This is a genomic window from Paraburkholderia phenazinium (assembly GCF_900142845.1).
Taxonomy (GTDB): Bacteria; Pseudomonadota; Gammaproteobacteria; order Burkholderiales; family Burkholderiaceae; genus Paraburkholderia; species Paraburkholderia phenazinium_A.
In genome coordinates this window covers 34,086-52,087 of the sequence record NZ_FSRU01000003.1, presented here as the reverse complement: position 1 = coordinate 52,087, position 18,002 = coordinate 34,086, and the positions used below count along the sequence as shown (strand labels likewise).

18 protein-coding genes and 1 tRNA gene are annotated in these 18,002 nt (G+C 62.0%); 18 read left to right on the top strand and 1 reads right to left on the bottom strand.

What is annotated here, in order from left to right; genetic code table 11:
• Positions 1-106 precede the first annotated feature (106 nt).
• The 5 genes from ilvN to BUS12_RS33795 all read left to right on the top strand — a co-directional run bounded on the left by ilvN (position 107) and on the right by BUS12_RS33795 (position 5,326).
• Positions 107-598 (top strand): acetolactate synthase small subunit, encoded by a 492-nt coding sequence (gene ilvN / locus BUS12_RS33815; RefSeq protein WP_074301882.1) that lies wholly within the window; start codon positions 107-109, stop codon positions 596-598.
• A 104-nt stretch (positions 599-702) separates the two neighbouring features.
• On the top strand, positions 703-1,719 hold the full coding sequence (gene ilvC / locus BUS12_RS33810) for a ketol-acid reductoisomerase (protein WP_074301881.1): 1,017 nt from the start codon (positions 703-705) through the stop codon (positions 1,717-1,719).
• A gap of 136 nt (positions 1,720-1,855) precedes the next feature.
• Positions 1,856-2,500: a phosphatidylserine decarboxylase gene (locus BUS12_RS33805; protein ID WP_074301880.1), complete on the top strand. Its 645-nt coding sequence runs from the start codon at positions 1,856-1,858 to the stop codon at positions 2,498-2,500.
• A gap of 24 nt (positions 2,501-2,524) precedes the next feature.
• The gene (gene pssA, locus BUS12_RS33800) at positions 2,525-3,394 is read left to right on the top strand and encodes a CDP-diacylglycerol--serine O-phosphatidyltransferase (protein WP_074301879.1); all 870 of its coding nucleotides are present in this window, start codon (positions 2,525-2,527) and stop codon (positions 3,392-3,394) included.
• A 378-nt stretch (positions 3,395-3,772) separates the two neighbouring features.
• The gene (locus tag BUS12_RS33795) at positions 3,773-5,326 is read left to right on the top strand and encodes a 2-isopropylmalate synthase (RefSeq protein ID WP_074301878.1); all 1,554 of its coding nucleotides are present in this window, start codon (positions 3,773-3,775) and stop codon (positions 5,324-5,326) included.
• Positions 5,327-5,437: 111 nt separating this feature from the next.
• On the opposite strand, the gene BUS12_RS33790 is transcribed toward BUS12_RS33795, so the two are convergent.
• Positions 5,438-5,995, bottom strand: coding sequence for a hypothetical protein (locus BUS12_RS33790; RefSeq protein ID WP_074301877.1), 558 nt, complete (start codon positions 5,993-5,995; stop codon positions 5,438-5,440).
• A 172-nt stretch (positions 5,996-6,167) separates the two neighbouring features.
• Between BUS12_RS33790 and BUS12_RS33785 the strand changes: the two genes are divergently transcribed.
• From BUS12_RS33785 to nuoF, 13 genes are all read left to right on the top strand, one after another.
• Positions 6,168-7,466, top strand: coding sequence for a branched-chain amino acid ABC transporter substrate-binding protein (locus BUS12_RS33785; protein WP_074301876.1), 1,299 nt, complete (start codon positions 6,168-6,170; stop codon positions 7,464-7,466).
• A gap of 91 nt (positions 7,467-7,557) precedes the next feature.
• A complete protein-coding gene (gene rpsO / locus BUS12_RS33780) occupies positions 7,558-7,830 on the top strand; it encodes a 30S ribosomal protein S15 (protein WP_074301875.1) in 273 nt (90 codons plus the stop codon).
• Positions 7,831-8,137: 307 nt separating this feature from the next.
• On the top strand, positions 8,138-10,285 hold the full coding sequence (gene pnp, locus BUS12_RS33775; protein ID WP_171991766.1) for a polyribonucleotide nucleotidyltransferase: 2,148 nt from the start codon (positions 8,138-8,140) through the stop codon (positions 10,283-10,285).
• Between the two features lie 127 nt (positions 10,286-10,412).
• Positions 10,413-11,438 (top strand): NAD(P)H-quinone oxidoreductase, encoded by a 1,026-nt coding sequence (locus BUS12_RS33770; protein WP_074301873.1) that lies wholly within the window; start codon positions 10,413-10,415, stop codon positions 11,436-11,438.
• A 161-nt stretch (positions 11,439-11,599) separates the two neighbouring features.
• Positions 11,600-12,373 carry a triose-phosphate isomerase gene (gene tpiA, locus BUS12_RS33765; protein WP_074301872.1) on the top strand — a complete coding sequence of 258 codons (774 nt, stop codon included), beginning with the start codon at positions 11,600-11,602 and terminating at the stop codon, positions 12,371-12,373.
• A gap of 81 nt (positions 12,374-12,454) precedes the next feature.
• The gene (secG, locus tag BUS12_RS33760) at positions 12,455-12,832 is read left to right on the top strand and encodes a preprotein translocase subunit SecG (protein ID WP_074301871.1); all 378 of its coding nucleotides are present in this window, start codon (positions 12,455-12,457) and stop codon (positions 12,830-12,832) included.
• Positions 12,833-12,944: 112 nt separating this feature from the next.
• Positions 12,945-13,029: transfer RNA gene (locus BUS12_RS33755), tRNA-Leu, on the top strand.
• Positions 13,030-13,187: 158 nt separating this feature from the next.
• Positions 13,188-13,547 carry an NADH-quinone oxidoreductase subunit A gene (locus tag BUS12_RS33750; RefSeq protein WP_074265311.1) on the top strand — a complete coding sequence of 120 codons (360 nt, stop codon included), beginning with the start codon at positions 13,188-13,190 and terminating at the stop codon, positions 13,545-13,547.
• Between the two features lie 63 nt (positions 13,548-13,610).
• Entirely contained in the window at positions 13,611-14,090 is a 480-nt protein-coding gene (locus BUS12_RS33745; protein ID WP_006052903.1) for a NuoB/complex I 20 kDa subunit family protein, read from the top strand.
• Positions 14,091-14,111: 21 nt separating this feature from the next.
• Positions 14,112-14,714, top strand: a complete 603-nt coding sequence (locus tag BUS12_RS33740; protein ID WP_074301870.1) for an NADH-quinone oxidoreductase subunit C — start codon at positions 14,112-14,114, stop codon at positions 14,712-14,714.
• Between the two features lie 9 nt (positions 14,715-14,723).
• Entirely contained in the window at positions 14,724-15,977 is a 1,254-nt protein-coding gene (locus tag BUS12_RS33735; RefSeq protein ID WP_074301869.1) for an NADH-quinone oxidoreductase subunit D, read from the top strand.
• Between the two features lie 134 nt (positions 15,978-16,111).
• Positions 16,112-16,597, top strand: a complete 486-nt coding sequence (gene nuoE, locus BUS12_RS33730; RefSeq protein ID WP_074301868.1) for an NADH-quinone oxidoreductase subunit NuoE — start codon at positions 16,112-16,114, stop codon at positions 16,595-16,597.
• The gene (gene nuoF, locus BUS12_RS33725) at positions 16,594-17,922 is read left to right on the top strand and encodes an NADH-quinone oxidoreductase subunit NuoF (RefSeq protein ID WP_074301867.1); all 1,329 of its coding nucleotides are present in this window, start codon (positions 16,594-16,596) and stop codon (positions 17,920-17,922) included. The genes nuoE and nuoF overlap by 4 nt, the downstream gene beginning before the upstream one ends.
• Positions 17,923-18,002: the final 80 nt, after the last annotated feature.

Here is an 18,002-nt window from a genome sequence, read left to right as displayed (position 1 = left end):
CGACGGTTTTGCGTTGACTTCGTCATGCGCGCTTTCAAAAAAAGCGTAGGCAGACGAAGCGGCGCCGGCCGGCTCGCATACATCACACATCTGGAAGAAGCGAAACATGAGACACATTATTTCCGTCCTGCTGGAAAACGAACCGGGCGCGCTCTCGCGCGTGGTCGGTCTGTTCTCCGCTCGCGGGTACAACATTGAAACCTTGACGGTGGCCCCGACCGAAGACCATTCGCTGTCGCGCATGACCATCGTTTCCATTGGCTCGGACGACGTGATCGAACAGATCACGAAGCATTTGAACCGCCTGATCGAGGTGGTGAAAGTGGTCGACCTTACCGAGGGCGCCCATATCGAGCGCGAGCTGATGTTGATCAAGGTAAGGGCGGTCGGCAAGGAGCGTGAGGAAATGAAACGGATGTCGGATATCTTCCGCGGCCGCATCATCGACGTCACCGAAAAGACCTATACGATCGAACTGACCGGCGCGAGCGACAAGCTCGATGCCTTCATTGAAGGGCTCGACGCCACCGCGATTCTCGAAACGGTCCGCACGGGCAGCTCGGGGATCGGCCGCGGCGAACGCATTCTGAAGGTTTGACGCCATCGATCGAGGCCGGGCAGTGCCTGCACCCACCCGGCCATGCAACACCCACGCATTATTTGAATTTCACCGATTTCATTGAATTTAGCCAAGGAACAGACATGAAAGTTTTCTACGACAAGGACGCCGACCTCTCCCTCATCAAGGGCAAGCAAGTCACCATCATCGGCTATGGCTCGCAAGGCCATGCTCACGCGCTGAACCTGAAGGAAAGCGGCGTGAACGTGACGGTCGGCCTGCGTAAGGGCGGCGCTTCGTGGAGCAAGGCTGAGAACGCCGGCCTGCAAGTCAAGGAAGTGGCTGAAGCCGTGAAGGGCGCGGACGTCGTCATGATGCTGCTGCCGGACGAGCAGATCGCCGAAGTCTATGCCAAGGAAGTGCACGCCAACGCCAAGGAGGGCGCGGCTCTCGCCTTCGCGCACGGTTTCAACGTGCACTACGGCCAGGTCATTCCGCGTGCCGACCTCGACGTCATCATGATCGCGCCGAAGGCGCCGGGCCACACGGTGCGCGGCACCTACTCGCAAGGTGGCGGCGTGCCCCACCTGATCGCCGTTGCGCAAGACAAGTCGGGCGCAGCGCGCGACATCGCCCTGTCGTACGCGGCAGCGAACGGCGGCGGCCGTGCCGGCATCATCGAAACCAACTTCCGCGAAGAAACCGAAACCGACCTGTTCGGCGAACAAGCCGTGCTGTGCGGCGGTACGGTCGACCTGATCAAGGCCGGCTTCGAAACGCTGGTGGAAGCGGGCTACGCACCGGAAATGGCGTACTTCGAGTGCCTGCACGAACTGAAGCTGATCGTCGACCTGATCTATGAAGGCGGCATCGCCAACATGAACTACTCGATCTCGAACAACGCCGAATACGGCGAGTACGTGACGGGTCCGAAGATCGTGACGGCCGAAACGAAGAAGGCGATGAAGCAGGTGCTGACCGACATCCAGACCGGTGAGTACGCCAAGAGCTTCATCATCGAAAACAAGGCTGGCGCACCGACGCTGCAGTCGCGCCGCCGCCTGACGGCTGAACACCAGATCGAAACGGTCGGTGCGAAGCTGCGCGCGATGATGCCGTGGATCGCCAAGAACAAGCTGGTCGACCAGTCGAAGAACTAAGCGGGTTGCGTCGCTTTTGACCGTCGCGGCGCTTCGGCGCAGGCGCCGGTAATGCAAAAAGCCGCCCAAGGGTGCTGAACCCTGGGCGGCTTTTGCTATCCTACGGTTTTACAAAAATACAGAAGCTCATCCATCCATGAATTACCCTCATCCGATCATCGCGCGCGAAGGCTGGCCGTTTATCGCCATCGCGGCCGTCGTTGCGTTGTTGATCCATGCCTTCGCGGGGTTCGGCTTTGCATGGCCGTTCTGGCTGCTGCTCATCTTCGTCGTGCAGTTCTTCCGCGATCCGGCGCGTCCCATCCCCACCCAGCCCAATGCCGTGCTGTGCCCGGCCGACGGCCGCATCGTCGCCGTCGAAACCACGCATGACCCGTACGCCAACCGTGAAGCGCTGAAAATCAGCGTGTTCATGAACGTGTTCAACGTCCACTCGCAGCGCTCGCCGGTGGATGGCGCGATTTCGAAGGTCGAATATTTCCCGGGCGCGTACCTGAACGCCGCCGTGGACAAGGCTTCGCTCGAAAACGAACGCAATGCGCTGGTGATCGAAACGGCCAGCGGCCATACCGTGACCTCGGTGCAGATCGCCGGTCTGATCGCGCGCCGCATTCTTTGCTACGTGCGTTCGGGCGAGCCGCTCACGCGCGGCCAGCGTTATGGCTTTATTCGCTTCGGCTCGCGCGTCGACGTGTATCTGCCGGTGGGCAGCCGTCCGCGCGTGTCGATCGGCGAGAAGGTTTCGGCGTCGTCGACCATTCTGGCTGAACTCGAACTATAAAGCGGCACAAGGGAGGTTGTTCCGATGGCCGCATTCAAGCGTCGTCCCCGTAACACCGCTGCAGCGCAGCCGCGGCCGTTTCGCCGCAACAAGCCGATGGTGCAGGAAGCGGGGCCGATCGACAGCCGCCGCGCTGCGCGCCAGCAGTTTCTGAGAAAGCGCGGCATTTATCTGCTGCCCAACGCGTTTACCACCGCCGCGCTCTTCTGCGGCTTCTTCGCGGTGGTGCAGGCCATGAACGTGCGTTTCGAGGTCGCCGCGATTGCGATTTTCGTCGCCATGGTGCTCGACGGCATGGACGGCCGCGTCGCACGTATGACGCATACCCAAAGCGCGTTCGGCGAGCAGTTCGACAGTCTTTCTGACATGGTGTCGTTCGGTGTGGCGCCGGCGCTCGTCATGTACGAATGGGTGCTGAAAGACCTCGGCCGCTGGGGCTGGCTTGCCGCGTTCGTCTATTGCTCCGGGGCGGCGCTGCGCCTTGCGCGCTTCAATACCAACATCGGCGTGGTCGACAAGCGCTTCTTCCAAGGCATGCCGAGCCCGGCGGCGGCTGCGCTGATCGCCGGTTTCGTGTGGCTTGCCACCGACAACCGTGTGCCCGTCAAGCTCGTCTGGCTGCCGTGGGTGGCGTTCGTGCTGACCATCTATGCCGGCGTGACCATGGTGTCGAATGCCCCGTTCTACAGCGGCAAGGCGCTCGACGTGCGGCATCGCGTGCCGTTCGGCGTGATCCTGCTGGTGGTGGTGGCGTTCGTGCTGGTGTCGTCCGATCCGCCGTTGATGCTGTTCGGCCTGTTCGTCCTCTATGGCCTGTCGGGCTATGTGTTCTGGGGCTACCAGGCGCTGCGGGGCAGGGCCAATCCGGCCCGCTCGGTGCAGCGCGAGCGCTGAGCGGCTTCGCCTCGACCGTTTGGCGTGGTTCAAACGGCAGCCTGCGGGCTGCCGTTTTTCATACTGCGCCGAGTGAAATGCTCCGCTTGGGAACCTGCTGGAAACCTGTGCGGCGGCTTACTCAGCGCCGGGTGCAGAGCCAATTGCGGGATTTTCCGAATGCCGCTATAGTCGCCGGATGGTGACTTTCCAGTGCCCCTTCCAGCCTCTTCAAGCCGGCGCGCCGCTATGCGTGCCAGCACTAGCGCGCCTAACGCGCTGATCGTTTCCGCCCTCCGTCTGCCTCGTTCGTTGTTTGGCGTCACCTGCGGTGGCGCAAACACCCGAATTCCGTTTTTCGATCCCCGTATTTGACCGAATCCTCCCAGGAGACCCGAGATGGCAGACAAACTGATTATTTTCGACACGACGTTGCGCGATGGCGAGCAATCGCCCGGCGCGTCGATGACGAAGGAAGAGAAAATCCGCATTGCCAAACAATTGGAGCGGATGAAGGTGGACATCATCGAAGCCGGCTTTGCGGCCAGCTCGAACGGCGATTTCGACGCGATCCACACCATCGCCTCGATGATCAAGGACAGCACGGTCTGTTCGCTCGCCCGCGCCAACGACAAGGACATCCAGCGCGCCGCCGACGCGCTGAAGCCGGCCGATCACTTCCGCATCCACACGTTCATTGCAACGTCGCCGTTGCACATGGAAAAGAAGTTGCGCATGACGCCGGACCAGGTGTTCGAGCAGGCGAAGCTCGCCGTGCGCTTCGCGCGCAAGTTCACCAACGACGTGGAATTCTCGCCGGAAGACGGCAGCCGCTCGGACATGGATTTCCTGTGCCGCGTGCTGGAAGCGGTGATCGCCGAAGGCGCGACCACCATCAACATCGCGGATACGGTCGGCTACGGCGTGCCGGAACTGTACGGCCAGCTCGTCAAGACGCTGCGCGAACGGATTCCGAATTCGGACAAAGCGGTGTTCTCCGTGCACTGCCATAACGACCTCGGCATGGCAGTGGCGAATTCGCTCGCCGGCGTGCAGATTGGCGGCGCGCGTCAGGTGGAGTGCACGATCAACGGTCTCGGCGAGCGCGCGGGCAATACCTCGCTCGAAGAAATCGTGATGGCCGTGAAGACTCGCAAGGACTACTTCGGCCTCGATCTCGGCATCGACACCACGCAGATCGTGCCGGCCTCGAAGCTCGTCTCGCAGATCACCGGTTTCGTGGTGCAGCCGAACAAGGCGGTAGTCGGCGCGAACGCGTTTGCGCACGCCTCGGGCATCCATCAGGACGGCGTGCTGAAGGCGCGCGACACCTACGAAATCATGCGCGCCGAAGATGTGGGCTGGAGCGCCAACAAGATCGTGCTCGGCAAGCTCTCGGGCCGCAATGCGTTCAAGCAGCGCCTGCAGGAACTTGGCGTGTCGCTGGAAAGCGAAGCGGAGTTGAACACGGCGTTTGCCCGCTTCAAGGAACTGGCCGATCGCAAGTCGGAAATTTTCGACGAAGACATCATCGCGATCGTCACCGAAGAGTCCGCGGAAGCGCAGCAAAAGGAGCACTACCAGTTCCTGTCGCTCGCGCAGCACTCGGAAACGGGCGAACAGCCGCATGCCCGCGTGGTGTTCACGGTCGAAGGCAAGGAAGTGACCGGCGAAGCGCGCGGCAATGGCCCAGTGGATGCCACGCTGAACGCGATCGAAACGGAAGTGGGCAGCGGCTCCGAACTGCTGCTGTACTCGGTGAACGCGATTACCACCGGCACTCAGGCACAGGGCGAAGTGACCGTGCGGCTGTCGAAGAGCGGGCGCATCGTCAACGGCGTGGGCACCGATCCGGATATCGTCGCGGCCTCCGCGAAGGCGTATATCTCGGCGCTCAACAAACTGTATTCGAACGTGGAAAAGGTCAATCCGCAGCGTTCGGAAGGCGTGTAAGCCGGCGGCGCGACCCGCGCCGCGGCCCACAAAAAAGGCCCTCGCCACACCATGGCGAGGGCCTTGTCACATCTGGCCTGAACGTGCGCGATGTGCGCGCAGCGTCTAGATCTAGAAGAAGTTGCGGCGGTCCGGATCGTGCAGCGGATCAGGCGTTTTCTGGGTGGTGCGCAGCACGCCCTGATCGTCGAAATAGAAGCTGTACATCATGTACCAGACGTTGTCTTCCAGGTAGCGATAGGTCCAGACCTCGCGCTTCATCAGCGGGAAGTAGGAGGTCTCCACCGGACGGCCGAAATTGACCAGCACATCGCTCTTGGTCCACGTGCCGATTTGCGCCTTGTAGAACTCGTTGGGCTGCAGCACCTGGCGCACGTTGAGGATCTTGCCGGCGCCGTCGATATCGGCTGCCGTGGTGGTTTCGCCCATGGGCTGGGTGGGCCACATCAGACGTTTGCCGCCGTTGGGCAGATCGTAGACTTCGCGCGGCGTGCCGAGCTTCGCGACGATGGTGGACTCGTCCTCGCCCTGCTGGAACTGCTGCCACGGCTGTACGCAGCCCGCGAGCAGCAGCGCGCCGAGGCCGGCGAGCGCGGTGCGCCGCAGATTCCCGCGCCGCCGTGCCGAGGCAACGCTCGAGGCGAACGCGGATGTGAGGCGGGTGAACATGACTTCCTCCGATGGCGTTTGATGGTGGTTTTTATCATCGAGACGCAATATTTTGACACGCGGGGCGGCAAAAGATTGTGCAACCACGGTTAACTTAACGCTGCGGGCCGCTTGCTTATTCCGCGTCGTGCGTCCTATGATCCGCGCTTCAGACGATTCAGAGGAGCTGCGCATGGCGGCGAAGTGGGGGCGCGTCGTGGCGGCGGCGCTGGCGGCGATGGTGATGACGGCAGCCTATGCCGCGGGCGAGACGGGTGTGCCTTCGTCGAGTGCGGCGCCGGGCGGCAAGCCGATCCAGCTCGCGCTGATCGAGGGCATGTCGGGTCCGTTCGCGAACGCCGGCGCGGCGGTGGAGCGCAATCTGCGCTTCGGTGTGGAAGCGGTGAATGCGCATGGTGGCGTCAAGCTGGCCGACGGCGCACATCCGCTCGAACTCGTCGTGCTGGACAGCAAGGGCAGCCCCGAAGAGGCGCTGCTGCAACTGCGGGCGGCGGCGGACCGCCATATCGGCTACGTCCTGCAGGGCAATAGCTCAGCTGTGGCGGCGGCGCTGATCGGCGCGATCGACAAGCAGAACTCCCGCGAGCCGGACAACCGCGAGCTGTTCCTCAACTATTCCGCCGACGATCCCGCGCTCACCAATGCCGCGTGCAGCTTCTGGCACTTCCGCTTCGACGCGCACGCGGGCATGCGCATGGACGCGCTGGCCGATGTGATCCAGCACGATCCGTCGGTCAGGAAGGTGTATCTGCTGAATCAGGACTACAGCTTCGGTCACGACGTTAGTGCGCTTGCGCGCTCGGCGCTGGCGGCGAAGCGTCCGGACATTGCGATTGTCGGCGACGAGTTTCATCCCATTGGCCGCGTGAAGGATTTCGCACCCTACATCGCGAAGATCCGCGCCAGCGGCGCGGATGCGGTGGTGACGGGCAACTGGGGCAACGATCTGACGCTGCTGGTCAAGGCCGCGCGCGAGCAGGGCCTCGACACCAAGTTCTACACGTTCTACGGCAATAGCCTCGGTGCGCCGGCCGCACTCGGCGACGCCGGCGTCAAGCGCGTGATCGCGGTGGCCGACTGGCACCCGAACGCGGGCGGCGCCGCCTCGGACGCCTGGTACAAGGCGTTCCGCGCCCGCTACCCGGCCGCCCAGGACGACTACCCCGTGCTGCGCATGGAACTGATGGTCGAAATGCTCGCCGCGGCCATGAACAAGGCCGGCAGCGCCGAGCCGGAGGCGGTTGCGAAGGCGCTGGAGGGGATGAAGTTCGACAACGGCTTCCACCCGTCGTGGATGCGCGCCGAGGATCATCAAATGATCCAGCCCCTTTACGTGATGGAGATGGACAAGGCCGGGACGCCGGGCGTGCGCTTCGACAACGAGGGTTCCGGCTACGGCTTTCGCACGGTGCTGGCGCTGCCGCCCGGGCGCACTGTCGCGCCGGCCACCTGTCGCATGACGCGGCCCTGACGTACAGGCTGTGCTACAATACGCCCCTCGTTGTAACCCACGGCACGGCCTTTCTTCCGTGACCGCCTGTCTAGTACTTAAGGAAATCGATATGACCGCAGTTGAAACAAGCAAGAAGTCCGACGTCGTTGCGCAATTTGCACGCGCTGCTAACGACACCGGCTCCCCCGAAGTTCAGGTCGCTCTGCTGACGACCCGTATCAACGAACTGACCGTTCACTTCAAGGCCCACACGAAAGATCACCACAGCCGCCGCGGTCTGCTGCGCATGGTGAGCCGTCGTCGTAAGCTGCTCGACTACCTGAAGGGTAAGGACGCGGACCGTTACCGCGCACTGATCGAGAAGCTGGGTCTGCGTAAGTAATTGGGCGCGCAGTAAGGCGCTCTCAGCAAGATGCCTGTGTCAGTTTCACTGATACAGGCATTTTGTTTTTGAACGGTGCGCTTCATGTGAGGTGCACCGATGGTTGTCCGCAGTAGCGTGACGGTTCATGCAGCGGGCAACACCCAACACAGCCGGGCTTCAGGGCAGAGCTTTGTGTCATTCCAGCGGTTCGCGCGGCAGCGCGGTTCTCTGGAATGGCATAAATAACACTCCTCTTCCCATGGGGCACGGTCCTGGCGTTGCCGCGCCGCTTCTGGTCCGCGCGGCATAACGATGGAGTGAAAAAATGACTATGTTCAATAAAATCGTCAAAGAATTTAAGTGGGGCCAACATAACGTTCGCCTCGAAACGGGCGAAGTCGCCCGTCAGGCAAGCGGTGCTGTGATTGTCGACGTCGAAGATACCGTCGTGCTGGCTACCGTGGTCGGCGCCAAGACCGCCAAGCCGGGTCAGGATTTCTTCCCGCTGACCGTCGACTACCTCGAAAAGACCTACGCTGCCGGCAAGATCCCCGGCGGCTTCTTCCGTCGCGAAGGCCGTCCGTCGGAAGGCGAAACGCTGATCTCGCGCCTGATCGACCGTCCGCTGCGCCCGCTGTTCCCGGAAGGCTTCTACAACGAAGTGCAGGTCGTGATCCACGTCCTGTCGCTGAACCCGGAAATCCCCGCCGACATCCCCGCGCTGATCGGCGCGTCGGCGGCGCTCGCCGTATCCGGCCTGCCGTTCAACGGCCCGGTCGGGGCAGCACGCGTGGCCTACATCAACAACGAATACGTGTTGAACCCGACGCGTCCGCAAATGAAGGAATCGGCGCTCGACCTGATCGTCGCCGGTACGGAACGCGCGGTGCTGATGGTGGAATCGGAAGCGCAACAACTGACCGAAGAAGTGATGCTCGGCGCAGTGGTGTTCGGTCACGAGCAAATGCAGATCGCGATCGACGCGATCCATGAACTCGTGCGCGAAGGCGGCAAGCCGGAATGGGACTGGAAGCCGGCCGCCAAGAACGAGCCGCTGATCGCCCGCGTGACGGAACTGGCGCAAGCCGACCTGCTCGCCGCGTACCAGATCCGCGACAAGCAAGCCCGTTCGACCAAGCTGAAGGAAGTCTACGCAGCGACGTCGGCGAAGCTGGAAGAAGAAGCCGCTGCCGCCGGCACGGTTGCAGCAGACAAGGCGACGGTCGGCAACGTGCTGTTCGACATCGAAGCGAAGATCGTCCGTACGCAGATCCTCGACGGTGAACCGCGTATCGACGGCCGCGACACGCGCACCGTGCGCCCGATCGAAATCCGTACCGGCGTGCTGCCGCGTACGCACGGCTCGGCACTGTTCACGCGCGGCGAAACGCAAGCGCTGGTCGTCGCCACGCTGGGCACCAAGGGCGACGAGCAGAACATCGACGCGCTCGAAGGCGAGTACCGCGAGCGCTTCATGCTCCACTACAACATGCCGCCGTTCGCGACCGGCGAAACCGGCCGCGTCGGTTCGCCGAAGCGCCGTGAAATCGGTCACGGCCGTCTGGCCAAGCGCGCACTGGCAGCTTGCCTGCCGAGCGCCGACGAATTCGGCTACTCGATTCGTGTCGTGTCGGAAATCACCGAATCGAACGGTTCGTCGTCGATGGCTTCGGTGTGCGGCGGCTGCCTCGCACTGATGGACGCCGGCGTGCCGATGAAGGCGCACGTCGCCGGCATCGCCATGGGCCTGATCCTCGAAGGCAACAAGTTTGCCGTCCTGACCGACATCCTCGGCGACGAAGATCACCTCGGCGACATGGACTTCAAGGTGGCGGGTACCGAGCAAGGCGTGACCGCGCTGCAGATGGACATCAAGATTCAGGGCATCACCAAGGAAATCATGCAGGTCGCTCTCGCGCAAGCGAAGGAAGGCCGTATGCACATCCTCGGCAAGATGACCTCGGCTGTGTCGGGCGCGAACACGCAACTGTCGGAATTCGCACCGCGCATGATCACCATCAAGATCAATCCGGAAAAGATCCGCGACGTGATCGGCAAGGGTGGCTCGGTGATCCGCGCGCTGACCGAAGAAACCGGCACGACGATCGATATTTCGGACGACGGCATCGTCACCATCGCCAGCACCAGCAGCGAAGGCATGGCCGAAGCGAAGAAGCGTATCGAGAACATCACGCTGGAAGTCGAAGTGGGCCAGGTCTACGAAGGCACCGTGCTCAAGCTGCTCGATTTCGGCGCGATCGTGAACATCCTGCCGGGCAAGGATGGTCTGCTGCACATTTCCGAGATCGCCAACGAGCGCATCAAGGACATCAACGACTACCTGAAGGATGGTCAGCAGGTGAAGGTCAAGGTCATCCAGACGGACGAGAAGGGCCGCGTGCGTTTGTCGGCGAAGGCGTTGCTGAACGACGGCGCGTCGGGCGCACCGCAAAGCGAACCGACTCCGCAGTAATGCAGTAAGGTAGGGAACGGCCGGCAGCGTGAAGGCGCGCCGGCCGTTTTTCATGCAGGGTGGATCGCACTGCCAACCGGGCCAAAGCCAGGTTGGCAGTCCAATCCAAACCTTGGAGGTGACGCAGATGAAAGCGATCGAAATTACCGAATTCGGTGCGCCGGACGTCTTGAAGCTCGCGGAGCGGCCCACGCCGCAGCCGAAAGCGGGTGAGGTGCTGATCAAGGTGGCGGCCTCGGGCGTGAATCGTCCGGACGTGTTCCAGCGCAAGGGCGGCTACGCACCGCCGCCGGGCGCGTCGGATCTGCCGGGGCTGGAAGTGGCGGGGGAGATCGTCGGCGGGACGATCGACGAGAAGCACAACCCGTTCGGACTGAAAATCGGCGATCGCGTCTGCGCATTGCTGGCAGGCGGCGGTTACGCCGAATATGCCGCCGCGCCGCTCGCGCAGTGTCTGCCGGTGCCCAAGGGGCTCTCGGATATCGAAGCGGCTTCGTTGCCGGAAACCTTCTTTACCGTCTGGAGCAACGTGTTCGAGCGCGCGCAACTGGGCGCGGGCGAGGGCGGCCCCAACGAAACCTTGCTGGTGCAGGGCGGCTCGAGCGGCATTGGCGTGACGGCCATCCAGATCGCCCATGCCCTGGGTTTTCGCGTGTTTGCTACGGCGGGGTCCGACGACAAGTGCCGCGCTTGCGAACAGTTGGGCGCCGAGCGTGCGATCAACTATAAAACTGAGGACTTCGTCGAAGTCCTCAAGTCGCTGACGAACGATCGCGGTGTCGACGTGATTCTCGACATGGTGGCGGGCAACTACGTGCCGCGCGAGTTGACCGCGCTGGCCGACGGCGGCCGGATCGTGCTGATCGCGACGTTGGGCGGCGCGAAAGCGGAGCTGAACCTGCACGAGATCCTGCGCCGTCGTCTGACGATAACCGGTTCGACCTTGCGTCCGCGGCCCGTCGAATTCAAGGCGAAGATCGCGGCGCAGCTCAAGGCCCGGGTGTGGCCGCACCTCGAGGACGGCCGGATCAAGCCGGTGATCTACAAGGTGTTCCCGGCTGCGCAAGCCGCCGAAGCGCACGCGCTGATGGAAAGCAGTACGCATGTGGGCAAGATCATGCTGGATTGGGCCGGGCTGACACAGCCGGCTTGACACACCCGGTTTGACCCGATCCGCCTGGTCACAGTAAAATTGCGTGTTTTGCGTGCGCTGCATGATTCCGAAAGGTGGGCAGCCGGGTTGCAAATGAGGCTGCACATTCTGCGCAAACCGCACCTGCCTGCCACTGCAGGACGAAACGACAAGACGAGACGATGTCGAAACAACGAGCGAAGCTGGTAGTCGGTAACTGGAAGATGCACGGGCGGCTGGCCGGCAACACGGCTCTGCTCCAGGCCGTCGCGCAGGGCGCCGGAGCGCTGCCGGACGACGTCCGGGTTGGGGTCTGTGTACCGTGCCCGTATCTCGCGCAGGCGCAGGCGCTGCTGGACGGCAGTCGCGTCGTGTGGGGCGTGCAGGACGTCTCGGCCTACACCGAGGGCGCCTACACGGGCGAAGTGGCCGCGCCGATGGCCGTTGACTTCGGTGCGTCGCTGGCCATCGTCGGGCACTCGGAGCGCCGGGCTTATCACCGCGAGAGTGCGGAGCTGGTGGCCGTCAAGACGCAGCGTGTGCTCGAAGCGGGGTTGACGCCCATTGTCTGTGTCGGCGAAACGCTCGAAGAGCGCGAGGCAGGCAAGACCGAGCAGGTGGTCGGTGTGCAGCTGGACGAAGTGCTGGCGAAGTTGTCGTCCGAAGAGGCGGCGCGCATTGTCGTCGCGTACGAGCCTGTTTGGGCGATCGGCACCGGCAAGAGCGCCACGGCGCAACAGGCCCAGCAGGTTCACGCGTTCTTGCGTGCGCGTCTCGTTGCGAAGGGTGCGCCTGACGTAGCACTGTTGTATGGCGGTAGCGTGAAGCCGGAGAATGCGGAAGAGTTGTTCCGTCAGCCGGATATCGACGGTGGCCTGATTGGCGGCGCGTCGTTGAAGGACCAGGATTTCCTGGCAATCTGCAAGGCGGCCGGCGCGGTGAGCGTCACGCAGTAAGCAGGTTGCCCGGGTGAGGAAGACCCATTGCGTGCGGTGCGCCTTGTGCCGCGCGATTAAATAAAGACTCAGGTGAGTGTGATGCTGGTTTTGAAAACATTGATTATCGTCGTTCAGTTGTTGTCGGCGCTTGGGGTCATCGGCCTCGTGTTGCTGCAGCACGGTAAGGGCGCCGACATGGGTGCTGCTTTCGGCAGCGGCGCATCGGGCAGTCTGTTCGGTGCGACGGGTTCGGCTAACTTCCTGTCGCGTACCACCGCGGTGCTTGCAGCGGTCTTTTTTATCAGCACGCTGACCCTCACGTACCTCGGCTCATATCACGCCAAGCCTTCTGCAGGCTTGCTTGGCGCGGTAGCGACCGCTCCGGTTGCGGCGTCGTCCGCAGCCGTGCCGGCTGGTGCATCGGGTGCGGCGCCGGCAGTGGCCGCATCGACGCCGGGCCAGGACGTGCCGAAATAAATTTTCGGGAAAAGTGGCCGTGGTGCGTTGAACAAACTGTTTGAACCAGTTACAATCTAAGTCTTGAAGCGATTCGCGGGTTTTACAAGTTGATTTCCCGGATTGCAGTAGTGCCGACGTGGTGAAATTGGTAGACACGCTATCTTGAGGGGGTAGTGGCGAAAGCTGTGCGAGTTCGAGTCTCGCCGTCGGCACCAATGTTATCTAAATGCCAGCCGCTTGCTTCGCTTCGGCTGGCATTTTCGCTTCTGGCTGGTGTTTGCGTTAAAGTTGCAGCGTCAAGCGCGCCGAAGTAATTTCGTGCCGGGTGATCTAGTCCCTGGCGGCACTCAGAACCAACCGATTGAGGATAGTCTTGAACCTCGCAGCCTATTACCCCGTCTTGTTGTTCCTCCTGGTGGGCACTGGTTTAGGCGTAGCACTGGTCAGTATTGGCAAGATCCTCGGTCCGAACAGGCCCGATACCGAGAAGAACGCACCATACGAGTGCGGCTTCGAAGCATTCGAAGATGCGCGCATGAAATTCGATGTGCGCTACTATCTCGTCGCCATTCTCTTCATCATTTTCGATCTTGAAACCGCGTTCCTGTTCCCGTGGGGCGTAGCCCTGCGCGACATCGGCTGGCCCGGCTTCATGGCAATGATGATTTTCCTGCTCGAGTTCCTGTTGGGCTTCGCCTACATCTGGAAGAAGGGCGGGCTGGACTGGGAATGATGGATTAATCGCCGGTTTGCGTGGGTGGCGAGTGCTAGCCGCCCCGTCTGGAGTGGAAAGCAAATGAGTATCGAAGGGGTCTTGAAGGAAGGGTTTGTCACCACCACGGCTGACAAGCTGATCAACTGGACGCGCACCGGCTCCCTGTGGCCGATGACGTTCGGTCTTGCGTGTTGCGCGGTCGAGATGATGCATGCGGGCGCCGCCCGTTATGACCTTGACCGTTTCGGCGTGGTGTTTCGTCCGAGTCCGCGTCAGTCGGACGTGATGATCGTCGCCGGCACGCTGTGCAACAAGATGGCGCCCGCTCTGCGCAAGGTCTACGACCAGATGGCCGAACCGCGCTGGGTGATCTCGATGGGTTCGTGCGCGAACGGCGGCGGCTACTATCACTATTCGTATTCAGTGGTACGTGGTTGCGATCGGATCGTGCCGGTCGACGTCTATGTGCCGGGTTGTCCGCCCACTGCAGAAGCGCTGGTCTACGGCGTGATCCAGCTACAGGCGAAGATCCGTCGCACCAACACCATCGCACGTCAATAAGGCCAGAGCCACCCCCACAATATGGCAAGCAAACTCGAGACCCTGAAAGCGAACCTCGAGGCGGCCTTTGGCGGCCGCCTGCTGAGCATCACCGAAGCAATCGGCGAGCTCACAATCGTCGTGAGTGCAAGAGAATATCAAGATATTGCGACGCGCCTCCGCGACGATTTGTCGCTGCGCTTCGAGCAGCTGGTTGACCTGTGCGGCGTCGACTACCAGACCTACGGCGACGGCGCTTACGACGGTCCGCGTTTTGCCGCCGTGTTGCATCTGCTGTCGGTGGCGAACAACTGGCGTCTGCGTGTGCGCGTATTCGCGCAGGACGACGACGTGCCGCTGATCCCGTCCGTGGTCGACATCTGGAATTCGGCCAACTGGTACGAGCGCGAAGCATTCGACCTGTTCGGCATCGTCTTCGAAGGTCACCCGGACCTGCGCCGTATTCTGACCGACTACGGCTTCATCGGTCACCCGTTCCGCAAGGATTTCCCTGTCTCCGGCTACGTTGAAATGCGTTACGACCCGGAAGAGAAGCGCGTCGTCTATCAGCCTGTGACGATCGAGCCGCGGGAAATCACGCCGCGCGTGATCCGCGAGGATCGCTATGGCGGTCTGAAACACTAAGGGAACGCCATGGCAGAGATCAAAAACTACACGCTTAACTTCGGCCCGCAGCACCCGGCCGCGCACGGTGTGCTGCGCCTTGTGCTCGAACTCGACGGCGAAGTGATCCAGCGCGCCGACCCGCATATCGGCCTCCTGCACCGCGCCACCGAAAAGCTCGCGGAAACCAAGACGTTCATCCAGTCCGTGCCGTACATGGACCGCCTCGACTATGTGTCGATGATGGTCAACGAGCACGGCTACGTGATGGCCATCGAAAAGCTGCTCGGCATCGACGTGCCGGTGCGTGCCAAGTACATCCGCGTGCTGTTCGACGAAATCACGCGTGTGCTGAACCACCTGATGTGGATCGGCTCGCACGCGCTCGACGTTGGCGCCATGGCGGTGTTTCTGTATGCGTTCCGCGAGCGCGAAGACCTGATGGACGTGTACGAAGCGGTGTCCGGCGCCCGGATGCACGCGGCTTACTATCGTCCGGGCGGTGTGTATCGCGATCTGCCGGAAGCCATGCCGCAGTACAAGGCATCGAAGATTCGCAACGCGAAGGCGCTGTCGAAGATGAACGAGACCCGCCAGGGTTCGTTGCTCGACTTCATTGACGACTTCTTCACCCGCTTCCCGCATTGTGTCGACGAATACGAAACGCTCCTCACCGACAACCGGATCTGGAAGCAGCGTCTGGTCGGCATTGGCGTGGTGAGCCCGGAGCGTGCGTTGCAGTTGGGCATGACCGGCGCGATGCTGCGCGGCTCGGGCGTCGAGTGGGATCTGCGCAAGAAGCAGCCGTATGAAGTGTATGACAAGCTGGACTTCGACATTCCGGTGGGCGTGAACGGCGATTGTTACGACCGCTACTTGGTTCGCGTCGAAGAAATGCGTCAATCAACTCGGATTGCGAAACAATGCATTGAGTGGTTGCGCAACAATCCGGGCCCCGTAATGATCGACAATCATAAGATTGCGCCGCCGTCGCGCGTCGGCATGAAGTCGAACATGGAAGAGCTGATTCACCATTTCAAGCTCTTCACGGAAGGCTTCCACGTGCCGGAAGGCGAAGCATACGCGGCAGTCGAACATCCGAAGGGCGAGTTCGGCATCTATCTGATCTCGGACGGCGCGAACAAGCCGTACCGTCTGAAGATTCGCGCGCCGGGTTATGCGCATCTGTCCGCGCTCGACGAAATGGCGCGCGGTCACATGATTGCGGATGCCGTGACGATTATCGGCACACAGGACATCGTGTTCGGCGAAATCGATCGTTAAGAGCGGTTTTCATCGTGGCGCGCGCGTCGCAGCCGTAGCGTGCGCGTGTCAAGCAAAGGAACGCCGGGTCTGTCGCAACATGCAGCGCGCGACGGGTTTTCGTTCGGTAGGAATTGAAAGAGTCGTGTCTGAAAATGATCTCAGCTGAAGGCCTGAAAGAAATCGATCGTGCGATCGCGAAGTATCCCGCCGGTCAGCAACAGTCCGCCGTCATGGCGGCGTTGGCCGTTGCTCAGGAAGAGCATGGCTGGCTGTCGCCCGAACTGATGCAGTTCGTCGCGGACTATCTCGGCATGCCCGCAGTCGCCGTGCAGGAGGTTGCGACCTTCTACACGATGTACGAGACGTCGCCGGTCGGCAAGCACAAGATCACGCTCTGCACGAATCTGCCGTGCCAGCTCGGTCCGGACGGCGGCTCGGAAAGCGCGGCCGAATACCTGAAGCAGAAGCTCGGCATCGACTTCGGCGAAACCACCGCGGACGGCAAGTTCACCTTGAAAGAAGGCGAGTGCATGGGTTCGTGCGGCGATGCGCCGGTGATGCTGGTGAACAACCATCGCATGTGCAGCTTCATGAGCCGCGCGAAGATCGACCAGCTGCTCGAGGAGCTCTCGAAATGACGTCACTTCACGATCGTCACATCAAACCGCTGATTCTCGCCGGCCTGAACGGCGACAACTGGCATCTCGAAGACTACGTGTCGCGCGGCGGTTACGCCCAGCTGCGCCGTATTCTGGAAGAGAAGATTCCGCCCGAGCAGGTGATTGCCGACGTCAAGGCGTCGGGCCTGCGTGGCCGTGGGGGTGCAGGCTTCCCGACCGGTCTGAAGTGGAGCTTCATGCCGCGTCAGTTCCCGGGGCAAAAGTATCTCGTCTGCAATTCGGACGAAGGCGAGCCGGGCACGTTCAAGGATCGCGACATCCTGCGCTATAACCCGCATGCGCTGATCGAAGGCATGGCTATCGGCGCGTACGCGATGGGCATCACCGTGGGCTACAACTATATCCACGGCGAGATTTTCGCGGAGTACCGCCGCTTCGAAGAGGCGCTGGAAGAAGCGCGCCGCGCCGGTTTCCTCGGCGACAACATCATGGGCTCGGGCTTCTCGTTCCAGCTCCATGCGCACCACGGTTACGGCGCCTATATCTGCGGCGAAGAAACCGCGCTGCTCGAGTCGCTGGAAGGCAAGAAGGGCCAGCCGCGCTTCAAGCCGCCGTTCCCGGCGAGCTTCGGCGTGTACGGCAAGCCGACCACGATCAACAACACCGAAACATTCGCAGCCGTGCCGTTCCTGCTGACGGTCGGTCCGCAGACTTACCTGGAACTGGGTAAGCCGAACAACGGCGGCACGAAGATTTTCTCGGTGTCGGGCGACGTCGAACGTCCGGGCAACTATGAAGTTCCGCTCGGCACGCCGTTCGCGACGCTGCTGGATCTTGCCGGCGGCATGCGCGGCGGCAAGAAGATCAAGGCCGTGATTCCTGGCGGCTCGTCCGCGCCGGTGATTCCGGGCGAGATGATGATGCATACGGACATGGACTACGACTCGATCGCCAAGGCGGGATCGATGCTCGGTTCGGGCGCGGTGATCGTGATGGACGAGACCCGCTGCATGGTCCGTTCGCTGCTGCGTCTGTCGTACTTCTATTACGAAGAGTCCTGCGGTCAGTGCACACCTTGCCGCGAAGGCACGGGCTGGCTGTATCGCGTCGTGCATCGTATCGAGCACGGCCTCGGCCGCAAGGAAGATCTGGACCTGCTGAATTCCGTGGCCGGCAACATCATGGGCCGCACGATTTGCGCGCTCGGCGATGCAGCGGCCATGCCGGTGCGCGGCATGCTCAAGCACTACTGGGACGAGTTCGAATATCACGTCGAGCACAAGCACTGCCTCGTGGGCGGTCATGCCGGCGCAGCGCATGCTTCGGAAACGGTGGCGGCTTAAACAAACAGCGAACGACGGGTCGGCAACAAGCGGCCCATCCACCAGAAGCGTCAACCGCGGGGTTCTTCGCTGTGTGGCGA

Coding starts and splice junctions, on each gene's coding strand:
- ilvN (WP_074301882.1), top strand. CDS start 107: ATGAGACACATTATTTCCGTCCTGCTGGAAAACGAACCGGGCGCGCTC.
- nuoE (WP_074301868.1), top strand. CDS start 16,112: ATGATCTCAGCTGAAGGCCTGAAAGAAATCGATCGTGCGATCGCGAAG.
- BUS12_RS33795 (WP_074301878.1), top strand. CDS start 3,773: ATGGCAGACAAACTGATTATTTTCGACACGACGTTGCGCGATGGCGAG.
- tpiA (WP_074301872.1), top strand. CDS start 11,600: ATGTCGAAACAACGAGCGAAGCTGGTAGTCGGTAACTGGAAGATGCAC.
- BUS12_RS33770 (WP_074301873.1), top strand. CDS start 10,413: ATGAAAGCGATCGAAATTACCGAATTCGGTGCGCCGGACGTCTTGAAG.
- pssA (WP_074301879.1), top strand. CDS start 2,525: ATGGCCGCATTCAAGCGTCGTCCCCGTAACACCGCTGCAGCGCAGCCG.
- nuoF (WP_074301867.1), top strand. CDS start 16,594: ATGACGTCACTTCACGATCGTCACATCAAACCGCTGATTCTCGCCGGC.
- BUS12_RS33740 (WP_074301870.1), top strand. CDS start 14,112: ATGGCAAGCAAACTCGAGACCCTGAAAGCGAACCTCGAGGCGGCCTTT.
- pnp (WP_171991766.1), top strand. CDS start 8,138: ATGACTATGTTCAATAAAATCGTCAAAGAATTTAAGTGGGGCCAACAT.
- rpsO (WP_074301875.1), top strand. CDS start 7,558: ATGACCGCAGTTGAAACAAGCAAGAAGTCCGACGTCGTTGCGCAATTT.
- BUS12_RS33805 (WP_074301880.1), top strand. CDS start 1,856: ATGAATTACCCTCATCCGATCATCGCGCGCGAAGGCTGGCCGTTTATC.
- BUS12_RS33790 (WP_074301877.1), bottom strand. CDS start 5,995: ATGTTCACCCGCCTCACATCCGCGTTCGCCTCGAGCGTTGCCTCGGCA.
- BUS12_RS33745 (WP_006052903.1), top strand. CDS start 13,611: ATGAGTATCGAAGGGGTCTTGAAGGAAGGGTTTGTCACCACCACGGCT.
- secG (WP_074301871.1), top strand. CDS start 12,455: ATGCTGGTTTTGAAAACATTGATTATCGTCGTTCAGTTGTTGTCGGCG.
- BUS12_RS33785 (WP_074301876.1), top strand. CDS start 6,168: ATGGCGGCGAAGTGGGGGCGCGTCGTGGCGGCGGCGCTGGCGGCGATG.
- ilvC (WP_074301881.1), top strand. CDS start 703: ATGAAAGTTTTCTACGACAAGGACGCCGACCTCTCCCTCATCAAGGGC.
- BUS12_RS33735 (WP_074301869.1), top strand. CDS start 14,724: ATGGCAGAGATCAAAAACTACACGCTTAACTTCGGCCCGCAGCACCCG.